General features: G+C 46.0%; 20 protein-coding genes, 3 tRNA genes, 1 other RNA gene and 1 pseudogene. 14 read left to right on the forward strand and 11 right to left on the reverse strand.

The genetic code is table 11. The annotated features are described in order from the left end of the window. Positions 1-119 precede the first annotated feature (119 nt). The 5 genes from AC4IE7_RS01925 to AC4IE7_RS01945 all read right to left on the reverse strand — a co-directional run bounded on the left by AC4IE7_RS01925 (position 120) and on the right by AC4IE7_RS01945 (position 3,073). The gene (locus tag AC4IE7_RS01925; protein WP_490775113.1) at positions 120-848 is read right to left on the reverse strand and encodes a UDP-2,3-diacylglucosamine diphosphatase; all 729 of its coding nucleotides are present in this window, start codon (positions 846-848) and stop codon (positions 120-122) included. Further along, entirely contained in the window at positions 845-1,333 is a 489-nt protein-coding gene (locus AC4IE7_RS01930; protein ID WP_490775114.1) for a peptidylprolyl isomerase, read from the reverse strand. Before AC4IE7_RS01930 ends, AC4IE7_RS01925 begins: the two co-directional genes overlap by 4 nt. A 44-nt stretch (positions 1,334-1,377) precedes the next feature. Beyond that, complete coding sequence (locus AC4IE7_RS01935) at positions 1,378-1,947, reverse strand: peptidylprolyl isomerase (RefSeq protein WP_490775115.1); 570 nt, start codon at positions 1,945-1,947, stop codon at positions 1,378-1,380. A 255-nt stretch (positions 1,948-2,202) separates the two neighbouring features. Continuing rightward, positions 2,203-2,583 carry a c-type cytochrome domain-containing protein gene (locus AC4IE7_RS01940; RefSeq protein WP_490775116.1) on the reverse strand — a complete coding sequence of 127 codons (381 nt, stop codon included), beginning with the start codon at positions 2,581-2,583 and terminating at the stop codon, positions 2,203-2,205. A gap of 172 nt (positions 2,584-2,755) precedes the next feature. Then, positions 2,756-3,073: a c-type cytochrome gene (locus AC4IE7_RS01945; protein ID WP_490775117.1), complete on the reverse strand. Its 318-nt coding sequence runs from the start codon at positions 3,071-3,073 to the stop codon at positions 2,756-2,758. A 252-nt stretch (positions 3,074-3,325) separates the two neighbouring features. Between AC4IE7_RS01945 and AC4IE7_RS01950 the strand changes: the two genes are divergently transcribed. From AC4IE7_RS01950 to AC4IE7_RS01965, 4 genes are all read left to right on the forward strand, one after another. Continuing rightward, entirely contained in the window at positions 3,326-4,933 is a 1,608-nt protein-coding gene (locus AC4IE7_RS01950) for a methyl-accepting chemotaxis protein (protein ID WP_490775118.1), read from the forward strand. A 215-nt stretch (positions 4,934-5,148) separates the two neighbouring features. Further along, the gene (gene cysS / locus AC4IE7_RS01955) at positions 5,149-6,534 is read left to right on the forward strand and encodes a cysteine--tRNA ligase (protein WP_490775119.1); all 1,386 of its coding nucleotides are present in this window, start codon (positions 5,149-5,151) and stop codon (positions 6,532-6,534) included. A gap of 180 nt (positions 6,535-6,714) precedes the next feature. Then, entirely contained in the window at positions 6,715-7,266 is a 552-nt protein-coding gene (locus tag AC4IE7_RS01960) for an REP-associated tyrosine transposase (RefSeq protein WP_490775120.1), read from the forward strand. A gap of 39 nt (positions 7,267-7,305) precedes the next feature. Continuing rightward, positions 7,306-7,560: a hypothetical protein gene (locus AC4IE7_RS01965; protein WP_490775121.1), complete on the forward strand. Its 255-nt coding sequence runs from the start codon at positions 7,306-7,308 to the stop codon at positions 7,558-7,560. A gap of 5 nt (positions 7,561-7,565) precedes the next feature. Here AC4IE7_RS01965 and folD read toward each other — a convergent pair whose 3' ends face one another. Then, positions 7,566-8,426: a bifunctional methylenetetrahydrofolate dehydrogenase/methenyltetrahydrofolate cyclohydrolase FolD gene (gene folD, locus AC4IE7_RS01970; protein ID WP_490775122.1), complete on the reverse strand. Its 861-nt coding sequence runs from the start codon at positions 8,424-8,426 to the stop codon at positions 7,566-7,568. A 162-nt stretch (positions 8,427-8,588) separates the two neighbouring features. On the opposite strand from folD, the gene AC4IE7_RS01975 reads away from it, so the two are divergent. Further along, positions 8,589-8,665 (forward strand) — tRNA-Pro (locus tag AC4IE7_RS01975). A 523-nt stretch (positions 8,666-9,188) separates the two neighbouring features. After that, positions 9,189-9,264: transfer RNA gene (locus tag AC4IE7_RS01980), tRNA-His, on the forward strand. 179 nt (positions 9,265-9,443) lie between these two features. Here the strand turns inward: AC4IE7_RS01980 and AC4IE7_RS01985 are convergent. Next, positions 9,444-9,806: pseudogene (locus AC4IE7_RS01985) on the reverse strand (methyltransferase domain-containing protein); the annotation flags it as partial. Positions 9,807-9,827: 21 nt separating this feature from the next. Then, entirely contained in the window at positions 9,828-10,028 is a 201-nt protein-coding gene (locus tag AC4IE7_RS01990; RefSeq protein ID WP_490775123.1) for a hypothetical protein, read from the reverse strand. 368 nt (positions 10,029-10,396) lie between these two features. Between AC4IE7_RS01990 and AC4IE7_RS01995 the strand changes: the two genes are divergently transcribed. Further along, positions 10,397-10,472, forward strand: a tRNA-Lys gene (locus tag AC4IE7_RS01995). 37 nt (positions 10,473-10,509) lie between these two features. Further along, positions 10,510-10,653, forward strand: a non-coding RNA gene (locus AC4IE7_RS02000) — RtT sRNA. Between the two features lie 116 nt (positions 10,654-10,769). Here the strand turns inward: AC4IE7_RS02000 and AC4IE7_RS02005 are convergent. Further along, the gene (locus tag AC4IE7_RS02005) at positions 10,770-11,816 is read right to left on the reverse strand and encodes a Fic family protein (RefSeq protein WP_490775124.1); all 1,047 of its coding nucleotides are present in this window, start codon (positions 11,814-11,816) and stop codon (positions 10,770-10,772) included. Positions 11,817-12,001: 185 nt separating this feature from the next. Between AC4IE7_RS02005 and AC4IE7_RS02010 the strand changes: the two genes are divergently transcribed. Genes AC4IE7_RS02010 through AC4IE7_RS02020 form a run of 3 tightly spaced genes read left to right on the forward strand, consistent with a single transcriptional unit; the run spans position 12,002 to position 12,775 of the window. Beyond that, entirely contained in the window at positions 12,002-12,166 is a 165-nt protein-coding gene (locus tag AC4IE7_RS02010) for a hypothetical protein (protein WP_490775125.1), read from the forward strand. A gap of 40 nt (positions 12,167-12,206) precedes the next feature. Next, a complete protein-coding gene (locus AC4IE7_RS02015) occupies positions 12,207-12,482 on the forward strand; it encodes a type II toxin-antitoxin system Phd/YefM family antitoxin (protein ID WP_490775126.1) in 276 nt (91 codons plus the stop codon). Beyond that, complete coding sequence (locus AC4IE7_RS02020; protein WP_490775127.1) at positions 12,479-12,775, forward strand: type II toxin-antitoxin system RelE/ParE family toxin; 297 nt, start codon at positions 12,479-12,481, stop codon at positions 12,773-12,775. The genes AC4IE7_RS02015 and AC4IE7_RS02020 overlap by 4 nt, the downstream gene beginning before the upstream one ends. Before the next feature lie 1,505 nt (positions 12,776-14,280). Here the strand turns inward: AC4IE7_RS02020 and AC4IE7_RS02025 are convergent. Continuing rightward, positions 14,281-16,506 carry a thrombospondin type 3 repeat-containing protein gene (locus AC4IE7_RS02025; RefSeq protein ID WP_490775128.1) on the reverse strand — a complete coding sequence of 742 codons (2,226 nt, stop codon included), beginning with the start codon at positions 16,504-16,506 and terminating at the stop codon, positions 14,281-14,283. A gap of 1,234 nt (positions 16,507-17,740) precedes the next feature. On the opposite strand from AC4IE7_RS02025, the gene AC4IE7_RS02030 reads away from it, so the two are divergent. The 3 genes from AC4IE7_RS02030 (at position 17,741) to AC4IE7_RS02040 (ending at position 24,030) form a co-directional block, all read left to right on the forward strand. Further along, a complete protein-coding gene (locus AC4IE7_RS02030) occupies positions 17,741-18,748 on the forward strand; it encodes a metallophosphoesterase (RefSeq protein WP_490775129.1) in 1,008 nt (335 codons plus the stop codon). 668 nt (positions 18,749-19,416) lie between these two features. After that, entirely contained in the window at positions 19,417-21,252 is a 1,836-nt protein-coding gene (locus AC4IE7_RS02035) for a hypothetical protein (protein ID WP_490775130.1), read from the forward strand. Positions 21,253-21,423: 171 nt separating this feature from the next. Then, entirely contained in the window at positions 21,424-24,030 is a 2,607-nt protein-coding gene (locus AC4IE7_RS02040; RefSeq protein ID WP_490775131.1) for a spermidine synthase, read from the forward strand. Positions 24,031-24,595: 565 nt separating this feature from the next. On the opposite strand, the gene AC4IE7_RS02045 is transcribed toward AC4IE7_RS02040, so the two are convergent. Next, complete coding sequence (locus tag AC4IE7_RS02045) at positions 24,596-26,830, reverse strand: hypothetical protein (RefSeq protein ID WP_490775132.1); 2,235 nt, start codon at positions 26,828-26,830, stop codon at positions 24,596-24,598. Between the last annotated feature and the right edge of the window lie 25 nt (positions 26,831-26,855).

Genomic DNA, 26,855 nt, shown 5'->3' on the forward strand with positions numbered 1-26,855 from the left:
TTTGTGCGGGTTTGGGTGGGGCATGGCCCCACCCTCCCAACCACCCCTCTTGTCGGGTGGGGCCTTGCCCCACCAGCTGAGCTCAAAAAGAAACGCTAATCGTTTGAGTTAGCAACCCACTAGGGGCTAAACGTCTCACGACTCAGCCCATTTTCCGTTACACAGATGATTTCAGCATGATCTGCATGCCACTCACCAAGCACATGGCGTGATACTGTGTGGGAACCGAGCTTGAAGCTGTGGTCAGCCGGTCTGTGGGTGTGTCCATGAATCAGTGATTGAGCCTGATACTGTTGCAGATAGCTCTCTATCGCCTGCTGATTGGCGTCCATGATCGCTTCAGATTTGAGTGAATTTGCCTCACCACTCTTGGCCCTGTAATCCTGAGCAATGGCGATTCGTTCAGGGATAGGCAGAGATAGGAAGTGGTTGATGAAGGCTGGCGCTCTGATCTCCTTGCGAAACTGCTGATAGGCCTGGTCATCGGTGCAGAGCAGATCCCCATGCATCAATAGTGTCGGAATGCCGTTGAGATTAACCAGGCAGGGGTCTGATATCAGCGTCGCGCCGGTTTCATCACAGAATCCTTCACCGATCAGAAAATCCCGATTACCGTGCATCACGTTCAATTGGGTTCCAGCATCTGCGAGTCGTTTAAGCGCCTGTTTGACCTCAGTCAGAATGGGCTGTTGAACGTCGTCTCCCAGCCAGGCGTCAAACAGGTCACCAAGAATATAGAGGCAGTCAGCTTGGGGGGCTCTCGATTCGAGAAAATGGTTGAAGAGTTGCAGCCTGCCCGCCCCTTCGGCGGACAGGTGCAGATCAGAGATAAAGAGCTGATGGGTCACTCTGTGATTTCAGCCTTCTCAATGATGATATCTTCCACAGGCACGTCCTGATGTCCTGCCTGGGTAGTAGTGGCCGTGCCTTTCATCTGGGTCACCAGATCCATGCCTGCGACTACTTTGCCGAAGACACAGTAGCCCCAGCCATCCTGACCTGGATGATCGAGAAACTTATTGTTTGCAACATTGATAAAGAATTGAGCCGTTGCGGAATGAGGCTCCATGGTTCTTGCCATGGCGATAGTGCCAGTTTCATTGGAGAGTCCGTTTTTAGCTTCATTCTCAATCGGATCTCTGGTCTCTTTCTGGACCATTCCTGGAAGAAAGCCGCCACCCTGGATCATGAAATTATCGATCACGCGGTGAAAAATTGTGCCGTCAAAGAATCCGTCCTGTACGTATTGTTTGAAATTTTCGCAGGTTTTGGGCGCTTTCTCTTCGTCCAGTTCGATTTGGATAGGGCCTAGGTTAGTTGTTAATGTGATCATCAGTTTTCCTGTCAGTTTCTTATGGTTGATTGGTCAGTAGCATTTCACTCGATGATGCTGACTTTTTCGATGGTAACCGTACTATTGGGTACATCCCGCATGCCACTGCTTACCCCTGTTGGCTGCTCAGCGATCTTGTCGACCACATCCATACCCTGGGTGACTTCGCCAAATACAGCATAACCCCAACCATCACGGCTGGGATAGTCGAGGAAGCTGTTGTCTTTGTGATTGATGAAGAACTGGGCGGTGGCAGAGTGGGGTGCTGAAGTACGGGCCATGGCGATTGTGCCTTTTTTGTTTTTCAGGCCGTTTTTAGCTTCATTTTTAATTGGGCTCCGGGTCTCTTTTTTCTCCATGTCGGCGGTGAAACCACCACCCTGAATCATGAAATCTTTAATAACACGGTGGAAGATAGTCCCGTCAAAGAAGCCCTCCTGGATGTACTGCTTAAAATTTTCCACTGTTCCAGGCGCTTTATCCTGATTCAGTGAAAGTGTGATATCTCCCATCGAGGTCTTCATTAAAACCTTTACTGGTTCAGCCCACACATCGGTGGTCACTGCAAAAAGAAAAGTCAGGGATACTATCAGTGATTTATAGATTTTTTTCATAACATCCTCATGTTTAACGGTTCGAAAGCGGTTATGTGTTGGAAAAGGCCTGAGCCATTGCCGATTCAACAGGGGGTTTATTATTCAGGGTGCATGATAACGATTAAAAACCATCATAACAAAGGGGGGATCGTCAATACATTATGAAGCTATCTGCAAGCGTCGCAAAAAACAAAAAGCCCGTAAACCATGAGTGACTCAAGGTTTACGGGCTTTGGTGTATTCTTATCTACATAGTATCTAAAAGGGCGAGGATCAGTTGTCTTTCGCGCCCTGACTTATCCAGTGCTCAATTTTTGTGATCTCAGCTTCTGAGAGGGCTTCCTTACCATGGGGCATACGTATTGATGGATCCACTTTGCCAGAAACGAGACGATAAAATGAACTGGAGAGAGGATCTCCCGCAACAACTACAGGCCCAAACTTAGTTCCTTTCATCATGCTGGCATAGTCTTGGGTGATAAAGCCACTCGCTTCTGCGCCGGCACCACCAGCCAAATGACACTCAGTACAATATTTATCGATTATTGGCTTGATTTCAGATTTAAAACTGACCGGTGCCGGTCCGGCACTACAACCCACCAGCAATAGAGTTGAAAGGGTTGATAACAAAACCAGTGTTTTAGGTCTGAACATAGAGAACTCCTTAAGAATTATGCTTATTGTAGGCCTTGGCAAAGTACTATTGGTTTGCAGGACTACCTGAAAATTGCCAACCAAGGTTTAATTCGACTTCTGTCATTTATTTTATATTCTAGCTCAGGAAGTGGCGTCAGAAAAAACCGTTATTCAAACTGAACCACTTCTTCTATTTCAATGTCATGATCCATTCAATCACACCTTTTATCTTATCTTCGCTGGCTGGGCTGGGAGGCATCATTGCAGTGCCCCATACCAGGGCTTCACCAGGTTTGCTCCCGGATTTGACCTTGTTGGTCAGTCGGTCAACCGCTCCAGCGTCGCCAGCGTATTTTGCGGCGACATCCTTGAATGCCGGGCCAACCAGTTTTGCATCCACTTTATGGCAGCCTGAGCATCCGGACTGCATTGCCAACATTTCACTTGCATAAGCAGAGGGTGTTGCTACAGCAGCGGCTACGATTAAAGCATATGCGAATTTGCGCATCGGATATCTCCAGAATCATTTACTTAGGCAGTTCTGTCAAATTTTCCCAGTTATAAGGGGAAACTCTCTCAGGAGGTTCCTCTAAACTGCCTGGATTTAGTTGTGACAATCTATTTGTCGGGAGAAATTGAAGATTCTTTAGGATTTTAACAGCTACAACGGAAAGATATTTAGGATTAAAATTCAAGTGTCTGCACTATTTGCCGAAATATTATCCAGTAGTTAAACAGTTTAAATATTCTGGGTTGAGCAATGGCTAAACATATTTCTGTGCAGTGGAAGATAGTCACGCCAATGGCGTTGATATTCATCTTAATCATGTCAGTAGTAACCATTTATTCGGCTCAACAGCAAAAGGACAGGCTTTTGAGTCTATCGGAACATCAGATTTTTGATGTTCTGCATGGTTACCTGGATAGTCTGAACGCAATGATGTTTACCGGTACCATGGGTAACCGGGAACTACTGCGGGATAAAATTCAAAAACGCGATGGTGTGATTGAAGTTCGAATGTTGCGTGCTGAGGCTGTAAACAAGACATTCGGCGTCGGCTTCGATCATGAAAAACCCCTCGATGATCTCGATCGGCGCGCCTTGAATGGTGAGCAGATTATCGAAGTTAAAGAGGTGAAGGGTGAAAGGATTTTAACCATCATCGAGCCTTTCGCTGCAGTTTCTGACCGAAATGGTACTAATTGTCTGACCTGCCACCAATTGCCGGAAGGGACTATTCTGGGAGCAGGGCGACTCAGTTTTTCCATGGGAGAGCGTGATAAGGCGATTGATCATGAACTGTTAGTAGGCGCTGGAATCAATTTTCTTGTCTTGATAATAGGGCTCTTCATAATCAGTGTGATTGTGCGCAAGGTCGTGATTAAACCACTGCATGGTTTAAAACAGACTATGGACCAGGTAGGTGCAGATTCTGATCTCCGTCCAAGAGTTACCTTGGGAGCAAATGATGAGTTTCGGGAAGTTGGGGAAGCGGTGAACAGTATGCTTGGCCAATTCCAACCGACCATCAATGATTTGGCCCATACTATGGATGGCTTGGCCAGTTCAGCAGAGAGAATGGCGCAGGTGACCAAGGTTACCCGAGATGGTGTCGATGAGCAGGAGAAAGAGACGGAGCAGCTGACAGTAGCCATTGGTGAGCTTACTGTTGCTGCAGAACGGGTGGCTCACAATGCGGCAGGCGCTGAACAGGCCGCTGCTGATGCCAAGAACAATGCCAGTGCAGGCGGCGAAGTGGTTACCCAGGTATCCAATTCAATTATCCGACTGGCCAAACGTGTCGATGACGCAGCAGATGTGGTCAAACGACTGGCTGAGGGAACTCAAAATATCGGCCAGGTTTCTGAATCGATAACTGCCATTGCGGAACAGACGAATCTGCTGGCCCTGAATGCAGCAATCGAGGCAGCTCGGGCTGGTGAACAGGGACGAGGTTTTGCTGTGGTTGCTGATGAGGTACGCAATCTCGCCCAGAGGACTCAGGAAGCGACCCACGAGATACAGGGGATAATTGAACAGTTGATCTCTTCATCTGATCAGGCGGTAAAAGTTATGGATGGAAGCAAGCAGGAAGCAGAGCAAAGTGTCTCTGACTCAAGCCGAGCCGGAGAGGCCCTGCAGCAGATTGCAAATGCTGTGGAGATGATCAGCGAGATGAATGCCCAGATCTCTACGGCTGCGTCTGAGCAGACTAGCGTCGCCACTGAGATCAACAAAAACATCATTGCGATCAGTGAAGTCTCCCATCAGACCGTAGAGGGAACCTGTCGCACACTCAAAGAGAGTGAAGAGGTTGCGCAGATCTCACAGAAACTCGATAAAATGGTTAGCCAGTTTAAAGTGTGACTGAGAACCACTACCCGGTTGGATTTTAGCAATCTCCGGGTGAAATAGATTGGTGGCTAAGCGGCCCGGCCGTACACGTAAGTGTCGGTCGGGCTTCTTTATTTATGGGATTAATAAAAGTTCTTTCATTACCCTGTCCAAATGATTGGCTATGAAGGCAACCCCCTTTTCGTTAATATGCCAGGGTTTCATCTCAGTAGGACAGGCTCGGAAATATGCTGACAATCTATAACGATCTCACCAATAGAAAGGAAACCTTTAAACCCCTGGAAAGCGGAAAGGCCAGCATGTACGTGTGTGGCATGACGGTATACGACTTGTGCCATCTTGGGCATGCCAGGGTGATGGTGGTGTTCGATGTGGTCTATCGATATCTCCAGGCCAGTGGCTACCAGGTCACCTACATCCGCAATATCACCGATGTCGATGACAAGATCATCAAACGTGCAAATGAGAAGGGGATACCCTTTACCGAACTCACTGAGCAGTTTATTCAGGCAATGCATGAGGATGCTGATGCCCTGGGGGTTTTACGTCCCTCAGATGAGCCTAAGGCGACCCAGCATATGGATCAGATCCTGGAGATGATTGAACAGCTGATTGAGAGAGGGCATGCCTATGCAGCCGACAATGGTGACGTCTACTACGATGTACGCAGCTTTCCCGGCTACGGCAAGCTATCGGGTAAATCGATTGAGGATCTGCGATCAGGTGCCCGAGTTGAGCCAGGGGACGCAAAGCGGGATCCCCTCGATTTTGCGTTGTGGAAAGCGGCAAAACCAGACGAGCCTGCCTGGGATTCACCGTGGGGACGGGGTCGCCCTGGTTGGCATATCGAATGTTCAGCCATGTCGACCAAGGCACTGGGCAACAGCTTCGATATTCATGGTGGTGGTGCTGACCTGACCTTCCCTCATCATGAGAATGAGATAGCCCAATCTGAAGGTGCCACGGGACACCCCTTCGTCAACTATTGGATGCACAATGGTTTCGTGCGCATCAATGATGAAAAGATGTCCAAGTCTCTGGGTAACTTCTTCACGGTAAGAGAGATCCTTGAACGTTATAAAGCCGAAGAGGTGCGCTATTTCATCCTCACCAGTCAATATCGCTCACCACTCAATTATGATACTGAGCATCTGGACAATGCGCGGGCCGCATTGACCCGATTCTATAACGCGTTAAGGGGCCTGCCTCTTGTGAAAGCAGAAGGCGGAGAGGATTTCACTAACCGTTTTTACGCGGCAATGGATGACGATTTCAATACTCCTGAAGCGTTGGCGGTACTGTTCGACCTGGTACGGGAGATCAATCGAATAAAAGAGTCGGAAGCCGATTCTGCAGCCCCTCTTGGCGGTGTTCTTAGAGAGCTGGGTGGGCTTCTTGGTTTGTTACAAAGCGATCCGGAAACTTATTTAAAAGGCGGTGTATCAACAGATGGCGGCCTCTCTGATGAGAAGATTGATGCGCTGGTACAGGCTCGCATCGATGCCAGAACAGCAAAGGATTGGGCTGAAGCTGATCGGATAAGGGATGAACTGCAGGATGCTGGGATTGCTTTAGAAGACGGACCACAGGGCACCACCTGGCGCAGGGGGTGAAGGATAACGGTGGGGCATGGCCCCACCCTACGCCTCATTCCGACATGGTGGTGCAACGCCCCACCAACAAAACCAGGTAGGGTGGGGCCGTGCCCCACCAGCAAAACCAGGTAGGGTGGGGCCATGCCCCACCAATAACCTGCTTAGAATCATCACCAGACAACGCCAAGGAGAGGCAATATGTCGAACTACCGAAGATCCAACATGCCGGGTGGCACTTACTTCTTTACCCTCGTCACTCACAATCGAAAGCCTCTTTTTTCAACAGATAGAGCCCGCAAGATTCTGCATCGGGCTATCGCAGATGTAAAAGAGAGGCGCCCCTTCAAGGTTGAAGCGATCTGCCTGTTGCCAGACCACATCCACACAGTTTGGAGACTTCCAGTCGGAGATAGTGCCTACCCTCAGCGCTGGAATGAGATCAAAGGGATCTTCACAAAACACTTTAGAGATATCTCATCAGATGAGGAGAAAATCTCACAATCCCGTCAGCGTAAGGGTGAGGGAGGTCTATGGCAACGCCGATTCTGGGAACACCTTATTAGAGATGAAAATGATCTCAAGAACCATATGGATTATCTGCATTTCAATCCCGTCAAACACAGATTGGTTGATCAGGTTGTTGACTGGCCCTGGTCAAGCTTTCATAGTTATGTGAAGGCAGGAATCTATCCAGTGGATTGGGGAGGTTCACTTCCGGCTAAAATGAATCTCAACACGACGGGTGAGTGAATTGGTGGGGCATGGCCCCACCCTACGCCTTATTCCGAAATGGTGGTACAACAAAACCAGGTAGGGTGGGGCCATGCCCCACCAAACAACATCAAACGGATAGAGCTGCACCCAAAAGGGCGTCATGTAGGGTGGGGCCATGCACCACCAAGCAACATCAAACGGATAGAGCTGCACCCAAAAGGGCGTCAGGTAGGGTGGGGCCATGCCCCACCAAGCAACATCAAACGGATAGAGCTGCACCCAAAAGGGCGTCAGGTAGGGTGGGGCCATGCCCCACCAAACGAACTGTGATGATACTACTTGGACGAGCTATGAAGCTCCGCCGCCTGTAAGGTGTTTTCCAATAGAGTGGCAATGGTCATGGGCCCAACGCCACCAGGTACCGGTGTAATCCAGGAGGCACGCTCCTTGGCTGCCTCAAAGGCCACATCCCCGACCAATTTACCCTCATCGGTGCGGTTGATACCCACATCGACCACAATTGCACCCTCTTTGACCCAATCCCCAGGGACAAACTCCGGACGCCCAACTGCGGCCACCAGGATATCTGCACTACGAGCTTTCCCTGCCAGATCCTTGGTACGACTGTGACAAACAGTGATAGTGCAGCGAGCTGCCAGCAGCTCAAGCGCCATAGGGCGGCCGACAATGTTCGATTGGCCGATAATCACCGCATCCAGACCCTCGAGTTTTTGACCGGTATGTTCCAGCATGGTCATTATCCCGCGGGGGGTGCAGGGGCGTAATATAGGCATGTGTAGGGCGAGTCGCCCTACATTATAGGGGTGAAAACCATCCACATCCTTGGTTGGGAGAATGCGCTCGATAACCGCCTCCTCATCGATCTGATCAGGCAATGGCAGCTGAACCAGAATACCGTCGATGGATTCATCATCGTTGAGCTGGTCGATCACCTTCAACAGATCGGCCTGAGTGGTATCAACGGGCAAATCGAAGGATTGGGAGTGAAAACCGACCTCTTCACAGGATTTACGCTTATTGCGCACATAGACCTGAGAAGCTGGATTTTCCCCCACCAGAACTACAGCTAACCCCGGCTGGCGTAGCCCGGCGGCGATTCGGTTATCAACGCCAGCCTTTATTTTTGCTCGCAATTCGGCCGCGATCGCCTTGCCATCTAATATCTTCGCACTCATGGAACTACCACCAGTCATAAAAACAGGAGAGGCATGATACCGAAACCGATGCAGAGTGTCAGTGCATTCGCACTAATCGGCATTGACCTTAGCGGATAACGACAGTATTATTCCCACCCTTCGCATATCCAGGTTGGTAGTCTGCTCACCTGGTTGGCGTATCGGGGTATAGCGCAGTCTGGTAGCGCGCCTGCTTTGGGAGCAGGATGTCGGGAGTTCGAATCTCTCTACCCCGACCAATTTTTAGGGACATCTGATTAATTCTGGATCGAGCGCATGGCGAGATGAAAGGGTCCGGATTAAGGCGAAAAACGCACGTAATAGCTCGCTATTGCGAAGTTTTTCAACGCAGAGCCGGAGCCTTTCAGCCGGCATGCACCGAGCCACGAATTGATCAGAGGTTCCTTTAAGCGCCCGTAGCTCATTTGGATAGAGCATCGGCCTTTGAGTCTGCACATCAAGATGTGCAAAACAGGAGCCTTTGCGGGGAACAAGAACCCACAAAGTGGATCGCACTGTATCGGGGAAACCTTAACAGGTCATGCTGATGGCAATCCCGAGGAAACCCTAACGGGGATCCGTAGAGACTATACGTGTGACGCCTGAGACGGTGAAGAGATAGTCCAGACCACAAACTCTGAAAAGAGGCGTCGAAAGGCGTAGTTGGTAAGCTAAGCCGAGGGTAGCAGGTTCGAATCCTGCCGGGCGTGCCAAGTCTGCAGGGCTGGTTGTTGATTACAACCAGATTGGTAACAGTTAATGGTGGGCGTAGCTCAGTTGGTAGAGCTCCGGATTGTGATTCCGGCGGTCGTGGGTTCGAGACCCATCGTCCACCCCATTTTCTTACTCAGTAATATTTTCTCATAAAAACAATGCCTTACTTATTGGGTCGACACCGTCTGGTGACTGACTCTGTAAGTTTTTCGTGCCTGCGCTATTAATCCCTATTCGTATCTCAGCTTCTTAAATTGACACTGCATTCTTCGACTCTTATTAAGATTGCGCTGAAAAATGGCTCTATTGCGATAAACAGTTCCGCCAAGAGAAATCTGCACCGATATCTTTAACCTTTTTCGCGACAATGTAGCTGTTCAAAAAGCATTTATGTCGTGTCAGCCAGGGTAGTCTCCAAGAAAATATATGGCTTTTGAAATCATATGACACCCCAGTAATTTCAAAACCTAGGTTTTCACAGAAAAGTGCTTCTAATGCTTCTGTCGAAAAGCGCCAATAGTCGTTTGGATAAGCGTGTAGTGGAAATGAGTGGTGTGTCTGTATGGCGACAAGACCACCTACGGTTAAAGTGCGCGAAATCTCTTCTGCTGCAAGCCACGGGTATTGAATATGTTCAAATGTGGAGCAAGAGATGATTATGTCAAAGGCGTTTTCCCCTAACGTTTTTTATAGGGTGTGAATGTCCGCAACGATGTCTACATCATCACCATCGACAAAGTCAGTGCCAACATAACTGGATGCATGTGGCACCCAATTCTTATGCAGTGTTGAACGATTAGGTTTACTTCGCTTTGTACCTAATTCCAATACCCGTGGAGCACTGATTTTTTCTGCTTCTTTGAAAAACAATTCAAGGCTTTTACTCATTTCCAAGCTGATTGCTTTGATAAGAAAATGAGCTTAAATCGCGAGCGTAAGTCTATTCCTGATATTCGTATATTCAACATATCTATCCTTGATCTGATCTACGGGTCGGCTCTGGATGGTACGGAACCTATAACGAGTTGCACTAGCTTAAAAATAATTATCGATGATTCAACCAAACTGCTTCCCACTGGGATGTCAGGTCTCCCCCTCTTGAATAAATATTTCATTTCTGACATCATTCGCGCCTGCTTAATGGTATGCCTTGCAATGATGGTTCGATTACCTAAGTCATTGTTTACAAGGGTGTTCATATGTTTGGGTGGTGAAGCGACATAATCGCCCATTGACCAAACCATCCATTTAAGATTGGGCCATTAGCTCAGCTGGTAGAGCAGTGGACTCTTAATCCATTGGTCGAAGGTTCGAATCCTTCATGGCCCACCAAACATAAATATCAAAGCCCGGACCTGTGCGTTCGGGTTTTTTATTTCTACAGAGGAGATTCGAACCTTCGACTTCGAACAAGCCAGGTTCGACAGCGGAGCAAAGCGAGGCTGATCGTGGGAGCGCAGCGACTACGACCCGAAGGGCGAGGCGTAGCCGAGTAATCCTTCATGGCCCACCAAACATAAATATCAAAGCCCGGACCTGTGCGTTCGGGTTTTTTATTTCTACAGAGGAGATTCGAACCTTCGACTTCGAACAAGCCAGGTTCGACAGCCGAGCTTCTCTCTTCCCTGATTATTTACACCCATACCAGGTTCCTTTGCCGGTGCCGTGCTGAGCCAGATGTCCACCCGCTACAAGGGCTTGCAGGTGCTTTTTTACCGTGTTGCGATTGGCCCCTGTGATTTGAACGATCTGACCGATAGTTAGTCGCCCGTGTTCTTTGGCGATTTCCAGGATTTGCACGGAGAGTTCCGGCAGTTTCTCGACCAGGATTTTCTCGCGTGCGATCTTGGTTTCCAGGCGCGCTTTTTGTTTTTGCAAAGCGTGCAGAAAGTACATAACCCATGGCTGCCAATCGGGGGTGGCGGTGCGGATCGTGCCTTGTGTTCCGCGTAGCGCCATGTAATAGCCTTCCTTGGTTTGCTCGATGACGCTTTCCAGTGAGCTATAGGGCACATAGGCGTAGCCGCTCCGTAGCAGCAGCAGGGTCGTGAGCACGCGGGAGAGGCGACCATTGCCGTCCTGGAAGGGGTGGATTTCCAGGAACACGACGGTAAAGACCGCAATGACCAGGAGCGGGTGGAGCTGTTTTTCTTCCAGTGTCACTCTTGTCCAAGCTACGAGTTCCGTCATCAGGCGGGGTGTGTCGAACGGTGTGGCCGTCTCAAACACGATGCCGATTTCCTTGCCCTCGGCGTCAAACGCCATCACATGGTTCGGATTGGTTTTGTATTCGCCCCTGTGGCGTTCGTCCTTGGCGCTGTAGACGAGCAGGTCGCGGTGCAACTGTTTGACATGGTTTTCTGTGATATCAATGTCATTGGCGTGGGCGAAGATCGTTTCCATGACTTCGGCATAGCCCGCAACTTCCTGTTCGTCGCGGGTGTCGAACTTTTTAATCTCGATGTTCCTAAGTAATCGGTCGACCTCCCGGTCGGATAGCCTGCTGCCCTCGATACGGGTTGACGAGCCAATACTTTCGATTGTCGCGACATGGCGCAGAGCTGAAAGCCGCTCCGGGGCGAGCGTTCCCAGGGCGCGCCACGCACCCTTGAACTCATCCAGCTCGGCAATCAGCGAGAGGACTTCACGGGTGATATTGAGGGTATCTGTGTTCAAGCTCATACCCATATAAATACCCATAAATACCCATAAAGGCAAGGATTAATCAGAGGTATCCAGAAAAGCACCCATAAATATCCATAAATCAGAAGGTTTCGCCATGCGTTACCAAATAAGGTGTAGCCAGATAATACTTTTTTGGAGTGTTTGACCCCTGCCGGGGCAGGGGGCAGATTTGTGAGGTGAAGAAAGGGCTAGCGCAGCTCAGTCAACAACACCGGTTGACTGAAGCCTTCCAGGGCCGCACCGCTGGCCGTGAAAAACGCCTTCCAATGCTAAATGGTGCCTGTCCTGATTACTGGTGGATGGCCGTAACAGTTCTTGATCAAAAAAACGAAAAGGTGTAAACAGAGAATAATATGTTTTTAATCTGTTTTGGGGAATGCAATGTTCAATAGCACCGATATCCATACCGTGACGGACTTCAGCCGAAAACCTGCCGAACATATCAAGCGACTGGCCAAGACCAAACGCCCGGAGATCCTCACCGTAAACGGCAAGGCTGCCGTGGTCGTCCAGGATGCGAAAACCTATGAAAAAATGGCAGAGCTGGCTGACTATGCAGAGAGCATTATCAATATACGGCAGGCACTGTCAGAAGAGGGAAGACCACTAGGTGAGTTTTCAACAGGATTCGAAGCGAAGCACGGTATTAAACGTTGAGAAAATACCGAGTAGATATAAAACCCACAGCCGAAAACGATCTCGAACAACGCTATCTGCAAATAGCCGAAGAGTCACCCAAGAATGCCGTTAGCTGGTATCTGGATATGATCTCAGCCATTGAAAAACTCGATACCCTGGCAGAACGATGCCCCATTGCACCGGAGGACCTGGATATACGTTTGGGTATCCGGCATTTGATCATCGGCAATTATCGAGTCCTCTATCTCATTAGCAAAGATGTAGTCGAGGTCCTTCATATTCGTCATGGCAGGCATGACAGAAAGCTATAGGCTGTAAACAGTCACCAGTGATTCAATTGACTGTTACTCTTTGAAGCGTTCAACCCCGAGCCGGACAGCCTCATCTTCCAGTGCTTGTAACTATCACACCTGACCCGATGGATAGGCATTATTAGATCGCAAATTTAACACCAGCCGGTATACGTTTAGTTCAAGCGGTGGTTAATCGTCATGATTAGCCGTAGCGGGGTGATAAATGGATTAGTGACTATACGTTAAACAGTAAAGTGCGCGAAAGGTTCTCAATGCGTCAATAGAGAAGACAGCGCTCACTGAATCAATTGATTTGCGTCTCGGTATCATATTAGATAAATAAGGTCTGGAATCTCTTTTTGCGTACCCCTAATCCATTGATCGAAGGTTCGACATTAAGCATAGCGAGGCAGGTTGTGGGAGCACAACAACTCCATCCCGAAGGGCGAGGTGCAGCTGAGTAATCCTTCATGGCCCACCATGAACCCATAAAACCGGATCTCAGTATTCGTGTTTTCCTTTTCTACTCGTATTTATTTCAGAAGTTGTCAGACTTGTTGGTAATAACATTCTCACCGATTCCCGTTCAGGCATGAATAAAATCTCTGACAGATGCAGAAAGTGAAAGATTAAAAAATACGGTACCAGAGGTATGACTATTTTGAACTGATTATCACTATCGAGACTATGGTGATAAACCAAAACTTTACTGCATAGATCCAGAAAAGCATGTGTAGGATATAATTATTGCCTAGAAATTTAAGGGATAGCGTCCAGTCATCGAAAACAAAAATATTTTGCCAATTGGAGATTCCCAAAATTCATGCCAATTTGCTCCGAACTTAGTAGCATACTCGTTTGATTGACGATTATTGTCTGAAATAGAGTCACTTTTTGGGGAAGTGGAGCAACCACTTAGAATCACAAGAGTGATTATAATTAAAGCGTTTTTGAATTTATTCTGCATAAGTATATCCCTATAAACATTGCAAAAGACAGTTTCTAGCATAATGGAAATCAGGGGTCGGAGTCGAGAGTCCCTATATCGTGAATCACCTCGAAAAATAGTAAGTGCATTTCTCTAGTAAGCATTTCCGTTCTAGATTCGACTCCGACTCCGGAGGTAATGTCTATACATCTCAATGATATGAATCATAAATGAAGCGATGTTTATGGTCTGAGTCGCATTTTAATAATATGGTTGGACTGTTTTTTCAGTTGACGACGAGTGATGGTGGAAATAGATATCAGTGAGCAATAGAGACGAAAAGGAAATAGTAACTTAAAAATACATAGAATGAATACTATTGAGTACTAAATTATTGTCCTATGTATAAATTCTTTTACGGGCTCCTTTACCAGTACCATGCAGGGTATTATGTTTCTCCTATACAAAGGACTATAGGTACTTTGTAGTCAATTGCGGCTTGCACTTGTGATCTGGTCAATCTGATTAATGGTCAGTCTTCCATTGAAGCAGGCGGTTAATTGCAATGCCCAATTTGCTTGTCTATCGATTTCCATTAGTGAACCGTTCCGCCCACAGGAATTGATACCGGAGTGTTTGTTGCGTTATCCGATACAATAGTAAAGCTTCCACTGAGATTGCCAGGGCCACTTACATTGCAATTGAATTGAAGTGATACGGTGGAGGGAGCCACGCCACTGGTTGGCGTTACATTCAGCCATGGGATACTATTCTCAATTCTCCAGCTCAAACTGCCATCGCCACTATTGCCGATAGTGAGCTGACCAATCTCCTGAGGACAGGGTGACTCACCAATGTAGTGATCGAAAAGGAATGCTGTCTGTTCGGGTACGTCAATTTCAGGAGTGGTTGCCGGTGGCGGCTGTATGATTTCCTCTTCCTCTTCTGGTGGGGGATCCTCTACAACCGTGTTATCACATACTACTTCGATATTGACACGTCGATGAATGCCTCCAGCCTGTACTGAAATGGCATCGGCAGAGCCTGCCTCCGAGGGCGCTGTGTAGGTTATGGATCGTTGAAAGATAAAAGTGTCTACGCCATCTTTGTAATGTTTTATAACCAACGGATTGGCGCGTTCGTTTGCGGGAATTTCCCTCTCAATTTCAACGCCGTCGCCATTGAGTTTTGCAGAGCCACCGATATTACGTTCAAAGTGGATGACCGTTTCGTTTCTGCAGGTGTTGTTGTATAGGTAGAGTGTTTTCTCTTCTCCACAAGCTACAACGATATTTTCGATATATAGTGAGCCTGATTGTGGACGAGTATTCTCTTGGTATCGCGCGGAACGTTGAATGATGCTTGGAGAGGTGGCTGATAGATAAAGGCCTCTCTGCTCGGTGTCATAGTCAATCCATTGGCAGTTTCTTTTTTTATGATTGTCATGACAGCCGATTGGTTCATATAACTCATCGATATCATCAGAGAATATTCTTAAAATCTCCACGGCACGATAGGCGAAGTCTCCCCGCTCATTTGTGCAGCAGTTGTGCAGTACAGATTCATGGCAGGTGGAGCCTAGGTAGACTTGGACTTCCGTCACTGAATCTGTTTGCGGTTCAGCATCGGGACCCGCCAGGGGGCCGTCATAGTCCAAACAACAGGGATAGGTATTGTAATCCTCTTTGCAATTACCAGAGACACCCTCATCACCTTGCTCTTCATATGGTAGTATCTGAGGTAAATCTGTATGTTCATGTTTGGCATGATGTAATGTTTCGTTTTTTGCAGCAGAAACTGGATTGTGACAAACGTCCCCATCCATACCGCATGGTTTTGGGAAGGTGCCCTTGATGTCGATCACCGTTGGGTTCAAGGCGTCGCTACTCAATGTATGCAGAGGAAAGGTGAAAAGTGGCTTATCAGCCGTTGGTTCTCTAACGACAACAGCAAGCCCGGAATCGGAATCTGATATTGGATCAAGGGTAAAGTAACCATCAGGGTCAATCATAACCTTCTGATTATGAGTGATAACCCAATTACCTCCTTGTGGTATGGGTCCAAATACAATGGTATTGGGATCATCTTCTGATACCCCCAACAGGGTTGAATCCAGAAGTGCGGGATCATCAATGATTGCCTGGACTTCTTCCTGTGTGGCCAGTTTTTTGACCAGGCTCAGAGTCAATTGGCCGTATAGCGGCATTTCTGGCGGAAAGGAGCAGGCGCCACCCTTGCTATCCTGGTTACTGTCTTCCTGGCCTGGATTTGATTCATAGGGGCAGTTGTCACTCTCGTTCTCAATGCCGTCGTTATCAACATCTTGATTAGAGATTAATTCTAATACTTTGAAATCAGCATCTATTGCATCCACCACACCATCGCCATCACTATCTTGAGTTTGCAATGGGTTTCGTTGGAGAAGTGCTACTGCATGCTCAGGCAACAGTAGGATGTTGCCGATCTCTTCAGTTGCGTCCGATGGCAGCTGGAATTGATCGATGAACTCCTCCAGCCGTCCCCCTTGACTGATGCGAGGATTATCGTAGACAAGTACGCCAAGATCGCTTCCTGAACTGTCTACGAGCCTGAGAGAGACTGGAGTCTCAGCAGGAATATCAACCTCAAAATTACATTCCTGTGTAATATTGGATTGTGAAATGGTTTCGTCTCCACGAAAAACTAAGATTTTTACCGCGGCACTAGGGCAGGCAGTGGATGACTCATCTGAAGCCGTATTGGTGACTAAACGGCCAGATATCGTTGCAGTTGAATCATTTTCCCCGCTATCGGAATCATTGCACCCAGCTAGTATGGACAACGACAATAGAAGTGTTAGTAGATAGAATACTTTTAATATTAGACATTGCATGATGTTTGGGAATTATTAAGAAGAGTCCAAAGGCGGATCCAAACAAACATAACCCCACCCACGCGGTTGTTTATAAAACCTTAATCCATACATGAGATTTGATTATAGGTAATATAATTTAAACAATTAGGTCATTGAACGTATGTTGTCAAGCATGCTATGGGAATTGAGAGTATATAGTAGGGCACTGATGTTCAGGTGATATACCGAGGCAGTCATGATTTTTTTTCTGATCTGACTTAGCATGGCATTCCGTGACAACCAACATTTGAAAATTATAAATATATATATTTATTTATGGGATGTGCGTAAGAGTAGTTCTGGGAGTTTATAATGACTGCGTTGATTGCTATAAGGATCAGATTCAGATCTCTAAATCAAAACTATAAATGTAAACTTTATAGTTCAATACAGTCTGCTACGTTAGAGTTAGAAAATTTTAAGAGTGTTAACTTTGGCTTTATATGGATTGTCAGCAGGTAATGGTGGGGCAGGGCCCCACCCTACACTTTGTAGATGGAGAAAGTTCAATTTAGATTGGTAGGGTGGGGCCATGCCCCACCAATTTCGCTAGAGAAGATGGATTATTCAACTATTTAGTCTTGTTATAAATCATAATCCAGTCTCTTTATCATCAGCAATCCATGTTAATTAACATGCGACATTCCGGGGTATCAAACATTTGAAAAATATAAATATCTATATATTAAATAATTAATGGTATGTGTGTAAGAGTGGTTCGGAGTAATTGCAATGACAATATGTCATAAAACTGGCTCTACTAATCTTCGAAAGAATTTGTGGATGAACCCAAATACCCATTTATTACACAATTATTACATAAACTTCTATGTTAAGTAGATGTCATGCGGTACATACTTCTTTTCTCCGCAAAGTATGTCAGATGAAATGATCAACAAATCAACTGTTTAGTAACCTTGTGAATAATCTATCAAGATCAGCAGTACAGCTGAACTCTTCCAGTGTGTTTAGACTTAGTTCACTTCTAAAAAAACAACACAAATATCAGATATCAATAATGTGCTGGTAATAACCTATGCGTAGTGTTTACCACATTCCGATTGATCTAAAAATGATAACAATTTATTTCATTGGAATGATTATAAAACATAATTATATGTGACTGATTAAATCTTAAATAATCTAAGATGAGGTATTGATCATGAAGAGTATTTTGACAATAGTATTTTCTGTAGTGCTTGGATCCGGTATTGCAAATGCCGGAAGTCATGAGAATCACGACTGTAAATATCAAAATAATTGTAGTAGAGCAAATGTAAGCTTTGGCATTATTACAGACATTCACCATACGAATAAAATAAATACATCCTCTCGCACCTACTCTGCGGCCCTGGATAAGATGACACGGTTCGTGAAAGTCATGAACAGAAAAGCCGATTTTGTTATCGAATTGGGTGACTATGTTGATACGCTGGTAGACGGCAAAGATCCAATCCAGAACCTTGATGAGATAGAAACGATATATGCGGGCTTTAAAGGCCCACGTTATCATGTTTTGGGTAACCATGAGTTCGATAATCTATATCGGAACGATTTTCTGGAATACATAAAAAATAGTGGTATACCCGATGGTGAGACATACTATTCATTCAACCAGAACGGTGTACACTTCGTTGTCCTGGATGCAGACTACACTGTTGCAGAGCCACATCTGCCCTTTGATATGCAGGATCCAAGTGCACCTTTCTGGAGCTGGAAAGATGCTTGGATACCTCAGCAAGAGTTGGATTGGTTGACTGCTGATCTTGCTGCTAACAACCTCCCTACAGTGGTATTTGCACATCAGGTTTTACATCGTGATACTACAGAGGCGCATACGATTAAGAATGCTGACGTTGTACGTAGTATTTTCGAACAAGATGGTCAAGTGGTTGCGGTTTTCTCAGGTCACGATCACCGAGGTGAAGTCGCAGTCCGTAATGGTATCCACTACTTTGTACTTGAAGGAAATGTAGGTATCAGTCTTGATTGGGATCAAGTAAGTCCGACAGAAGGGCTTGATCCTAAACTGGATTCTCCTTATACCTTTGTGAAAATTACTGAAAAGAGAGGGGAGAGCTTTAATGGCATGAAGAGTTATCAGGTGAAGCTTGTTGGTAATGCTCAACAGTACAGCTTTACAGACCAGGTTCAGATCTCTAAACCATAACTATACTAATTTACCTGATAGTCTAATAAAGTCTGCTACTGTGAGAGTTTGTAAATTCAAAGAGTGTTAGGTATGGCATTTGTTGGATTATCAGCAGGCATTGGTAGTGCAGGGCCCCGCCCAGCAAGATTAGTACGACAGGTAGGTGGGGAAGGGCCAATTCTTATCCGGCTGGGTAGGGTGGGGCTCTGCCCCACCAATCAGACAATAAGTTGCACTCCTAACCTGCATATTACTAAATCCAGGATTTAGATTAACAAGCCGAATTAGGAATGTAATAAGGAAATATAATATCCATATGTTTGTATATGTTTAATACAAATATTTATTTACTAAAAAATAATTTCAAATAGTTGTCATAGTATTTAGTCTAGTTATAAATCAAAACCTAGTGTTTTTGTCATTCTCACATTGACCCAAATCAATTCCGCGTAATTATTAAATAAAATTTATTATTTCTGCTGTTTTTTATCAAGTTTTGTTCATGCATCTGTCACCAAACTGCACGTCATTATCCCTATCATCTAGCTGCGGGTCCTTGATGGAAAACAGCTACACATTACCACTGAATATATCCCGCTTTATATCCATCAAACTCTGCATGTTTCGTAACTCAGTAATGAAGAAGTTATGAGTAGTAAAAATAGCAACATTATGGAGTAAATAGAATGAAAACGGTGCGTCGTATAAAGACACGTTTGTTGGCAACAGCCATCACAATGGCACTTGGTGGATCATTTACAGTTTTATCAATAACCCCAACAACAGCTTTTTCTAGTCAGGATGAGTGCCAAGAGCAGTGTTCTGAAGAGGAAAGTCAGGCAGAAGAAAAAGATAATAGCAAAACAAGTGAAAGCAGAAGTAAATTGAAATGGAAAGCAGGTGACTTTCATCAGCACAGCTACTACACAGATGGAAGTTATCGTTTCGAAGATGTAATGGAGAAAAATTCCAACTATCTCGATTGGTGGGCAAACTCAGAACATGGCGGTGAACGAAACCGTGACGGAAACGGTGAATATTGGGATGACGTAAACATCTACCCTGAAAACCCTATTCTTGGCGATGTGGAATACTCAGGTGAGCACCAGGAGATGTGGCGTTGGCAGAGTCTCCGTGATTACGTTTTTCCTGATATTCAGGAAGCGCGTGTAAAATACCCTAAGAAAATTGTAATCAATGGATTGGAGTGGAATGTCCCCAGCCATGAGCACTGTTCTACTGCAATCCACCAATATGGTAAAGAAGCAACTGCAATCAGTGAATTTGAATATCGATTTGATAAAAGTGACGACGATACTAGCCGTAACGGTGAAGTAAGTATTCTTGCTTCCTATGGTCCATTAGAAAAGACCAATGAGACAGCTGAAGATGCTGTAGCTGGTGTTACTTTCATGCAAGCACTGAAAAAAGCAGGGATAGCTGATGCATGGGTGATTCCAGCTCACATCGAGCGAGCTAACAGCTACACCATCGCTGATTTTCGCAACTGGAACAATGCTGGTCCTGACGTAGCTTTTGGTTTCGAAGGTGCACCAGGTCATCAAACATCAGGTTCACGCGGTTTTGGCACAAGCTCCGATGGTGGTGGCACTTACGGTGGCGTCGGCTGGTATACCGCTACACTAGGTGGCCTGTGGGATGCGATGCTGGGTGAGGGGCGTCACTGGTGGAACTTTGCCAGTTCCGATTTTCATAACCATTGGAGTACCGGTGGTAGTGACTTCTGGCCTGGTGAATATCAGAAGATCTACACTTACATGAATACAAAAAGTAACATTCCGGAAGAGGCTGTTTTCGATTCACTTCGCTCAGGTGCCAGTTGGCATGTTGAAGGTGATTTGATCGATAAGCTCAATTTTACTGCGAGTGCAAAAGACAGTCGAAATGTTCGCAACAAAGTGATTATGGGACAAACTATCGAAGCCAAGCGTGGCTCTACTGTCACCCTCAAAATCAAGCTTCGTGATCCTGTTGGTACAAATAACTGCCCACTCGATATGGAGAATCCATCACTGGCGCAAGTTGGTATCAGCCAACCGCTTAATATGCCGGAACTTGACCATATAGATATAATTGGTGGCGAAGTTACAGGCTATGTTGATCCGTCCGATCCTGACTACTCAAAAGAGACGAATGAGTCTACAGCGGTGGTTGCCACCTTCGAACGAGAAGATGGCCTTAAGAGCAACGGTAACATGACCTTTGTCTACAAGTTTAAAGCTGATAAAGATATGTACTTCCGGTTGCGTGGTACTAACCTTCCTGCGGATGTACCATTCGAAACTGATGCAGAGGCTAATCCACTGGCTGACTCCGAAGCCGAAGACAATCTCTACAACATGAGTGGTGAAGAGCTTTCCAGTTACATGTTTAAAGATATCCTCGATCATGTCATTGAGAGCAAAATCGATAGAGCGACAACCAGCAAGTTGGACGAGGTTGCAGAAGCCTATGCAGATTTATGGTTCTACTCTAATCCTATCTTCATTCACGTAAAGTGAAGAGAGTTGGAGTAATTTAGCCGACTGCATGTGAGTGCTCCTCCACGGATGGAGGGGCCGCTCACTTTCTTTACCGCCCTCTTCAATCACTTATCCATAACAATTAATAATAGTTCGAAATACAAGCTTAATAATAATTCATGTTATTAGAAACTGAGATTCTGTATCTACATGGCAACAGCTAGACAGATTCAAGCACTACTGCTACTCATAGCTACAGTTTCCGGTATTGCCGGGCTAGGTTATGAGATGATTTGGACCCGAACGCTCACAATGGCATTGGGTCATGAAATGCCCTCAGTACTGGCCGTCCTCTCTGCGTTTTTTATTGGTATGGCCCTGGGAGCTTGGACTTTACATGGCCCAATTGGAAGAACCAAACAACCAGCTCTTTGGTATGGGGTATTGGAAATGGTTGCAGGCCTTTGGGCTATGGGACTCGCCTTTTTCCTACCACTGTTGAGTAATCATGCTGTGATCTGGCTGGGTAGTGATCCTTCACCAGTTGAGCACTGGATGGTTGCCTTTAGCCTCCCAATAGTCACTCTGTTGCCGGCTACCTTCGTTATGGGGGCAACCTTGCCAGCCCTGGAAAGATGGATGACGCAAATACGCAGCGATGGCTGGGTAGTGGGAGGCGTTTATAGTGCGAATACCCTTGGCGCAGCGATTGGTGTTGTGCTGACTACGTTCCTGATCGCTCCTGAATATGGATATCTCAAAACCGGTCTGCTGATGGCGACAATCAATTTTTGTTGTGCCATCGCAGCAATTGCACTAAACAATAAATATAGAACTCCAGATGTTGTGGCAAATGTGCCTATCGAAGAAATAGGTAAACGCCATTCTATAAGGTCTGATATTTCTAACACGCAACTCTCAGTATTTTTCGTAACCGGTATGCTGGGTATCGGCCTTGAAGTCGTTGTTATACGGGTTCTTAATCAAATATTGGAAAATACAGTATATACCTTTGCTCTTTTACTAGTAATCTATCTGGTGGGGACATCGATTGGAGCTGGGTTCTATCACAATTACGCCCGGAACAGAGACCCAGACAAAGTTACCGCTCAACTGATCACCCTTACTGCATTAGGTGTAGCAGTAACAGCTGTTATGCTGTTTTTCTCACAACCGTTCCACCACTGGATGAGCATGTTGCTGGATAAAGGGTATGCATCATCGCTGTTTACAGAGATCACAATCGCTGTATTTGTGTTTCTTCCGCCTACTCTGGCAATCGGTGCCTTGTTCAGCCACTTGATGCAATGCGTTCGCGGCCCTCGTACTACCATTGGTCGGGCCGTGGCTATCAACACCTTCGGTAGTGCCCTGGCACCGCTGGTTTTCGGTGTTCTATTATTGCCTATGATGGGCGCAAAAATGACGCTTATTCTGATTGCAGCTGGTTATCTCATGCTCTTTATTCTGCTGAACAGACAACCCTCCTGGTATACGTTTACACCAGTCGGGAGTCTGCTCATCCTGATGTTAATCCCCACCAGTCTACGTATAGTATCCATCCCTACAGGGGGTGAATTGGTAGCCTATAGGGATGGGATCATGGCCTCGGTCTCTGTAGTTTCCGATCAACAGGGCCACCTTCACCTGAAGGTGAATGACCGCTTCCAAATGGGGGGAACATCATCACTCTATTCTGATCGGCGGGAAGGACATATTCCCTTGTTACTTCACCCTGATCCGAAACAGGCTCTTTTTCTGGGAGTTGGAGCAGGCGTAACTTTTGCTGCTGCTGCTGAATACCCCGATCTCGAAGCGGATGCAATTGAATTGATCCCCGAGGTACTTGAGCTATTACCTTACTTTACCGAGTCAACAGGCATACTCAGTGATAATGACAGGTTGCGTTTAAAAAGCTCAGACGCCAGACGTTTTGTAGCATCAGCAGGTCATAGTTATGATGTGGTTATAGCCGACCTGTTCCATCCTGCACGAGATGGCGCTGCCAGCCTCTATACTCGTGAACATTTTGTAAAAATTAAGGATCTGCTATCAACTGATGGGCTTTTTTGTCAATGGCTGCCGCTTTACCAATTGGATCGCCAGACCTTAAATACCATCATCCGTACCTTTTTGGATGTTTACCCAAAAGGTAGCGCTTGGTTGGCTCACTACAGTGTGGATGCACCGATACTTGGATTGATAGGAAGTAAAAAAGATATCCGTATTGAAAGCGACTGGCTGAACCGGCGTGTCAAACAGAAATCGCACTACAACGCCCTACGGGAAGTCCGTCTACACGAACCACTAACCCTTCCAGGAAGTTATCTGGGGAACGGTCTGGCATTAAAGAGATTTGCAGGACCTGGCCCTGTGAATAGTGATGATCACCCGATACTGTTATATCAGGCACCTGGTTATGTCTATCGTGCAGAAAGCAAACCCTCTGAACTGCTTTTGGAAGTAATCCACGGGGTAGAGGCAAAACCTGAGGATATTCTTCAAGCAAACTCAACCAGGGCACACAGTAGATTATCTGCATATTGGTTAGCGAGAGACAGCTTTATAATAACTGGAACAGAATCTCAGCGATCGATGGATCCTTATACACTTCTACATAACATTGAGGAACCACTCCTTACAGTGTTAAAAACAAGTCCTGATTTTTCACCCGCCTATTTCCCATTAATAAAACTTGCCAGTGTATTATCAAAGACTGCACCCGATGCCAGCAAGACACTACTGCATCGTCTTGAGCAGGTGGCACCTGCTCGTCATGAGGCGACAGTTCTGATGCAACATCTATTCAAAGAATAATGTGACTTCCAGTTTGCTCAACAATTTCCAGCATATCCGGGATATCCAACATTAGAAAATTATATATATATTTATTTATTGGATGTGCGTAAGAGTAGTTCTGGGGATTTGTAATGACTGCGTTGATTGCTATAAGGATCAGATTCAGATCTCTAAATCAAAACTATAAATGTAAACCTGATAGCTCAATACAGTCTACTGTTGTGTGAGTAAAAAATTAAAAGAGTGTTAGGTTTGGCTTCTTGTGGATTGTCAGCAGGTATTGGTGGGGCAGGGCCCCACCCTACACTTTGTAGATGGAGAAGGGTCAATTCAGATTGGTAGGGTGGGGCCCTGCCCCACCAACTGCTCTAGAGAAGATGTATTATTTGACTATTTAGTCTTGTTGTAAATTATAATCCTGTCTCTTTAACCTCAAGCAATCCATGTCAATTAACAGGTGATCTTTAGGTGTCGTTAATTAGTGATTCACAGACTGTTTGTGAATAGTTACATATAAATATGTCACGTTAAGAATGTTTATTGGGTGTCCCTGGGTGCATCTTTACCCCAGGAATACTTCTTCTTATTGGCCGTTATTATTGAGATTTAAACGGTAGGCCAAAAAGAGCGGCGGTTTGTCGTAAGTAGGAATTGGATCGCCGTTTTTCAATGCAACATATAGCAGGTCGTCGTCGACATCGTAATAAGCACCCGTCAAGGTCTTGTTACTGCCAATGGTATCAAATACACCATAGTCGTAGGGGCGTACTTCCCAGGGTTCAATGTTTCCTTCAATGACAGATACCATATCGTTGACGTCATACAGCCAGTAGTAGTTGTAATGGTCATTAGCTGCATAGGGGCATGGTCCGCCGCACAAGCGGCCGTTGTCTTGAGTAATTTTGTATCCCAATCCAGATTCATGGCCAGCAGAATGGCCTACAACCAGGTAAGTTGAGGTTCCTGGGATGATAAAGGCATATCCAGCGGAACTTGATACCGTCCATAGATGATTTTTACCATCGATTCGGTTGTATAGAATGCCACTGCTATCAACTGCTTCTATGTCATATAAGCTGGTATCATAAAGGATATGTTGCATTGAGTAATCCAGTGCAGTGATGGTCTCTATAGGGCCACCCTCACTTGCGCTGAGTAAACCATTTTCAGGTGTCCAGACAAATGCTGATGGTCCTACGGAAAGTCTGGAAATAATTGAACCCTGACTCATTCCACTGATATGGGTGCCGCCTAATTTTGCTTGCCATTCAGCAGGTATCGGTGAGATCCATCCACCTGCATGTGCTTTGCCCTGCATTTGAAAAGGACCAGTCAACTGACTCTCTTGTAAATTAGATGCGTCTTTAAAAACCATTGTTGTATCGGTTTCTTTTCCTGACGCATCGTACCAATTCATGTAGTTGACGATTAATTGGTTGTTAAGCTGTAGTAGGCCGGTTACCCTGAAGTAGCTATCAATGCCAGTAACATCGCGTTCGGTCTGGTAGATATCTTGAAATCGCTGGACTACAGTGTTTGCTTGCTTAAAATCGCGCGGATTATCACTAACTGTAAGCGCTGGTAGATTGATCTCACCAAAACCTTGCTCATAGGCATGGGTTACCATGAAAATTGTGTTTTTTGCTTCATCTATTGTAAATGGGCCTGGTGAGTAAGCGAGGATTGAATTGTCGCCATCCCCAACTTTTCCACCCATTACCCGAAAACCACCGGCATATTCTATTTGATTCCATTGCCACCGAGGCAGGCTGTTCGCATTGCTTGGTTGCGCAATACAGCTGACATATTCAAAGCTACCACTCCATGGAGATAGTCCCTGCTGAGTGCATTCGCGAACTTGAACCTCTTGAATGCAGGCCTCTAATGATTCAGCGGTTGGGCTTTGATAACGAACTCTCTGTAATTCTTCATTGCCGCAAGGTGTGTTTTCGTCACTAACAGGATCCTCAGTAACAGGATCCTCAGTAACAGGATCCTCAGTAACAGGATCCTCAGTGACAGGATCCTCAGTAACAGGATCCTCAGTAACAGGATCCTCAGTAACAGGATCCTCAGTGACAGGATCCTCAGTGACAGGATCCTCAGTAACGGGATCCTCAGTAACAGGATCTTCAGTAACAGGATCCTCAGTAACAGGATCCTCAGTAACAGGATCCTCAGTAACAGGATCCTCAGTAACAGGATCCTCAGTAACGGGATCCTCAGTAACAGGATCTTCAGTTCCAGGGTCATTACTAACGGGTGGACCTGCAACTGAAACCGAAACGGTATTCTCAGCATTGCCTCCTGAACCAGTACAAGATAGGTTGTATGTGCTGCTTACTGTCAGTGAGGTTAGAACTTCTTCTCCCGTAGGGTTTTTCTCACCCGACCAGGCGCCGGATGCCATGCAGCTATCTGCGTTACTCTCCCATCTCAGAGTGGTTGAGCCATTGAATGAAACATTTGCTGGAGTTGCAGAAAGAGAGACTGTTGTTGGTGGTGTATCAATCTTCACAGTTACCGAGGCACTGGCCGATTCGTTATCTTCAATACCCGTGCATGTGAGCTCGAATGTGCTCTCTTTCTGTATATTGCTTATTACTTCATTTCCTGAGAGTTCTTTACTGCCTGACCAGTCACCTGAGGCGATACAGTCAGTGGCATCCGTACTGCTCCATTCTAGTGTGGTTGAACTATTTTGAGTTACAACTTCTGGGTCGGCTGTAATATTGACTGTAGGTGAATCCTCACAGCCGGTCAGAGAGATAAATATTGCCAGGGGATATATTAGAAATCTGGTCATAGTATTTAGCATGATATTGTTCTCTTGGCGAGTTGCA

It is taken from the genome of Candidatus Thiodiazotropha sp. AKAK3, from assembly GCF_058244645.1.

Bases quoted from the DNA above. Each gene is read 5' to 3' on its own strand.
- AC4IE7_RS01930 (WP_490775114.1), bottom strand. From the start codon at position 1,333: ATGATCACATTAACAACTAACCTAGGCCCTATCCAAATCGAACTGGAC.
- AC4IE7_RS01935 (WP_490775115.1), bottom strand. From the start codon at position 1,947: ATGAAAAAAATCTATAAATCACTGATAGTATCCCTGACTTTTCTTTTT.
- AC4IE7_RS01940 (WP_490775116.1), bottom strand. From the start codon at position 2,583: ATGTTCAGACCTAAAACACTGGTTTTGTTATCAACCCTTTCAACTCTA.
- AC4IE7_RS01945 (WP_490775117.1), bottom strand. From the start codon at position 3,073: ATGCGCAAATTCGCATATGCTTTAATCGTAGCCGCTGCTGTAGCAACA.
- AC4IE7_RS01950 (WP_490775118.1), top strand. From the start codon at position 3,326: ATGGCTAAACATATTTCTGTGCAGTGGAAGATAGTCACGCCAATGGCG.
- cysS (WP_490775119.1), top strand. From the start codon at position 5,149: ATGCTGACAATCTATAACGATCTCACCAATAGAAAGGAAACCTTTAAA.
- AC4IE7_RS01960 (WP_490775120.1), top strand. From the start codon at position 6,715: ATGTCGAACTACCGAAGATCCAACATGCCGGGTGGCACTTACTTCTTT.
- AC4IE7_RS01965 (WP_490775121.1), top strand. From the start codon at position 7,306: ATGGTGGTACAACAAAACCAGGTAGGGTGGGGCCATGCCCCACCAAAC.
- folD (WP_490775122.1), bottom strand. From the start codon at position 8,426: ATGAGTGCGAAGATATTAGATGGCAAGGCGATCGCGGCCGAATTGCGA.
- AC4IE7_RS01990 (WP_490775123.1), bottom strand. From the start codon at position 10,028: ATGAGTAAAAGCCTTGAATTGTTTTTCAAAGAAGCAGAAAAAATCAGT.
- AC4IE7_RS02015 (WP_490775126.1), top strand. From the start codon at position 12,207: ATGTTCAATAGCACCGATATCCATACCGTGACGGACTTCAGCCGAAAA.
- AC4IE7_RS02030 (WP_490775129.1), top strand. From the start codon at position 17,741: ATGAAGAGTATTTTGACAATAGTATTTTCTGTAGTGCTTGGATCCGGT.
- AC4IE7_RS02035 (WP_490775130.1), top strand. From the start codon at position 19,417: ATGAAAACGGTGCGTCGTATAAAGACACGTTTGTTGGCAACAGCCATC.
- AC4IE7_RS02040 (WP_490775131.1), top strand. From the start codon at position 21,424: ATGGCAACAGCTAGACAGATTCAAGCACTACTGCTACTCATAGCTACA.
- AC4IE7_RS02045 (WP_490775132.1), bottom strand. From the start codon at position 26,830: ATGCTAAATACTATGACCAGATTTCTAATATATCCCCTGGCAATATTT.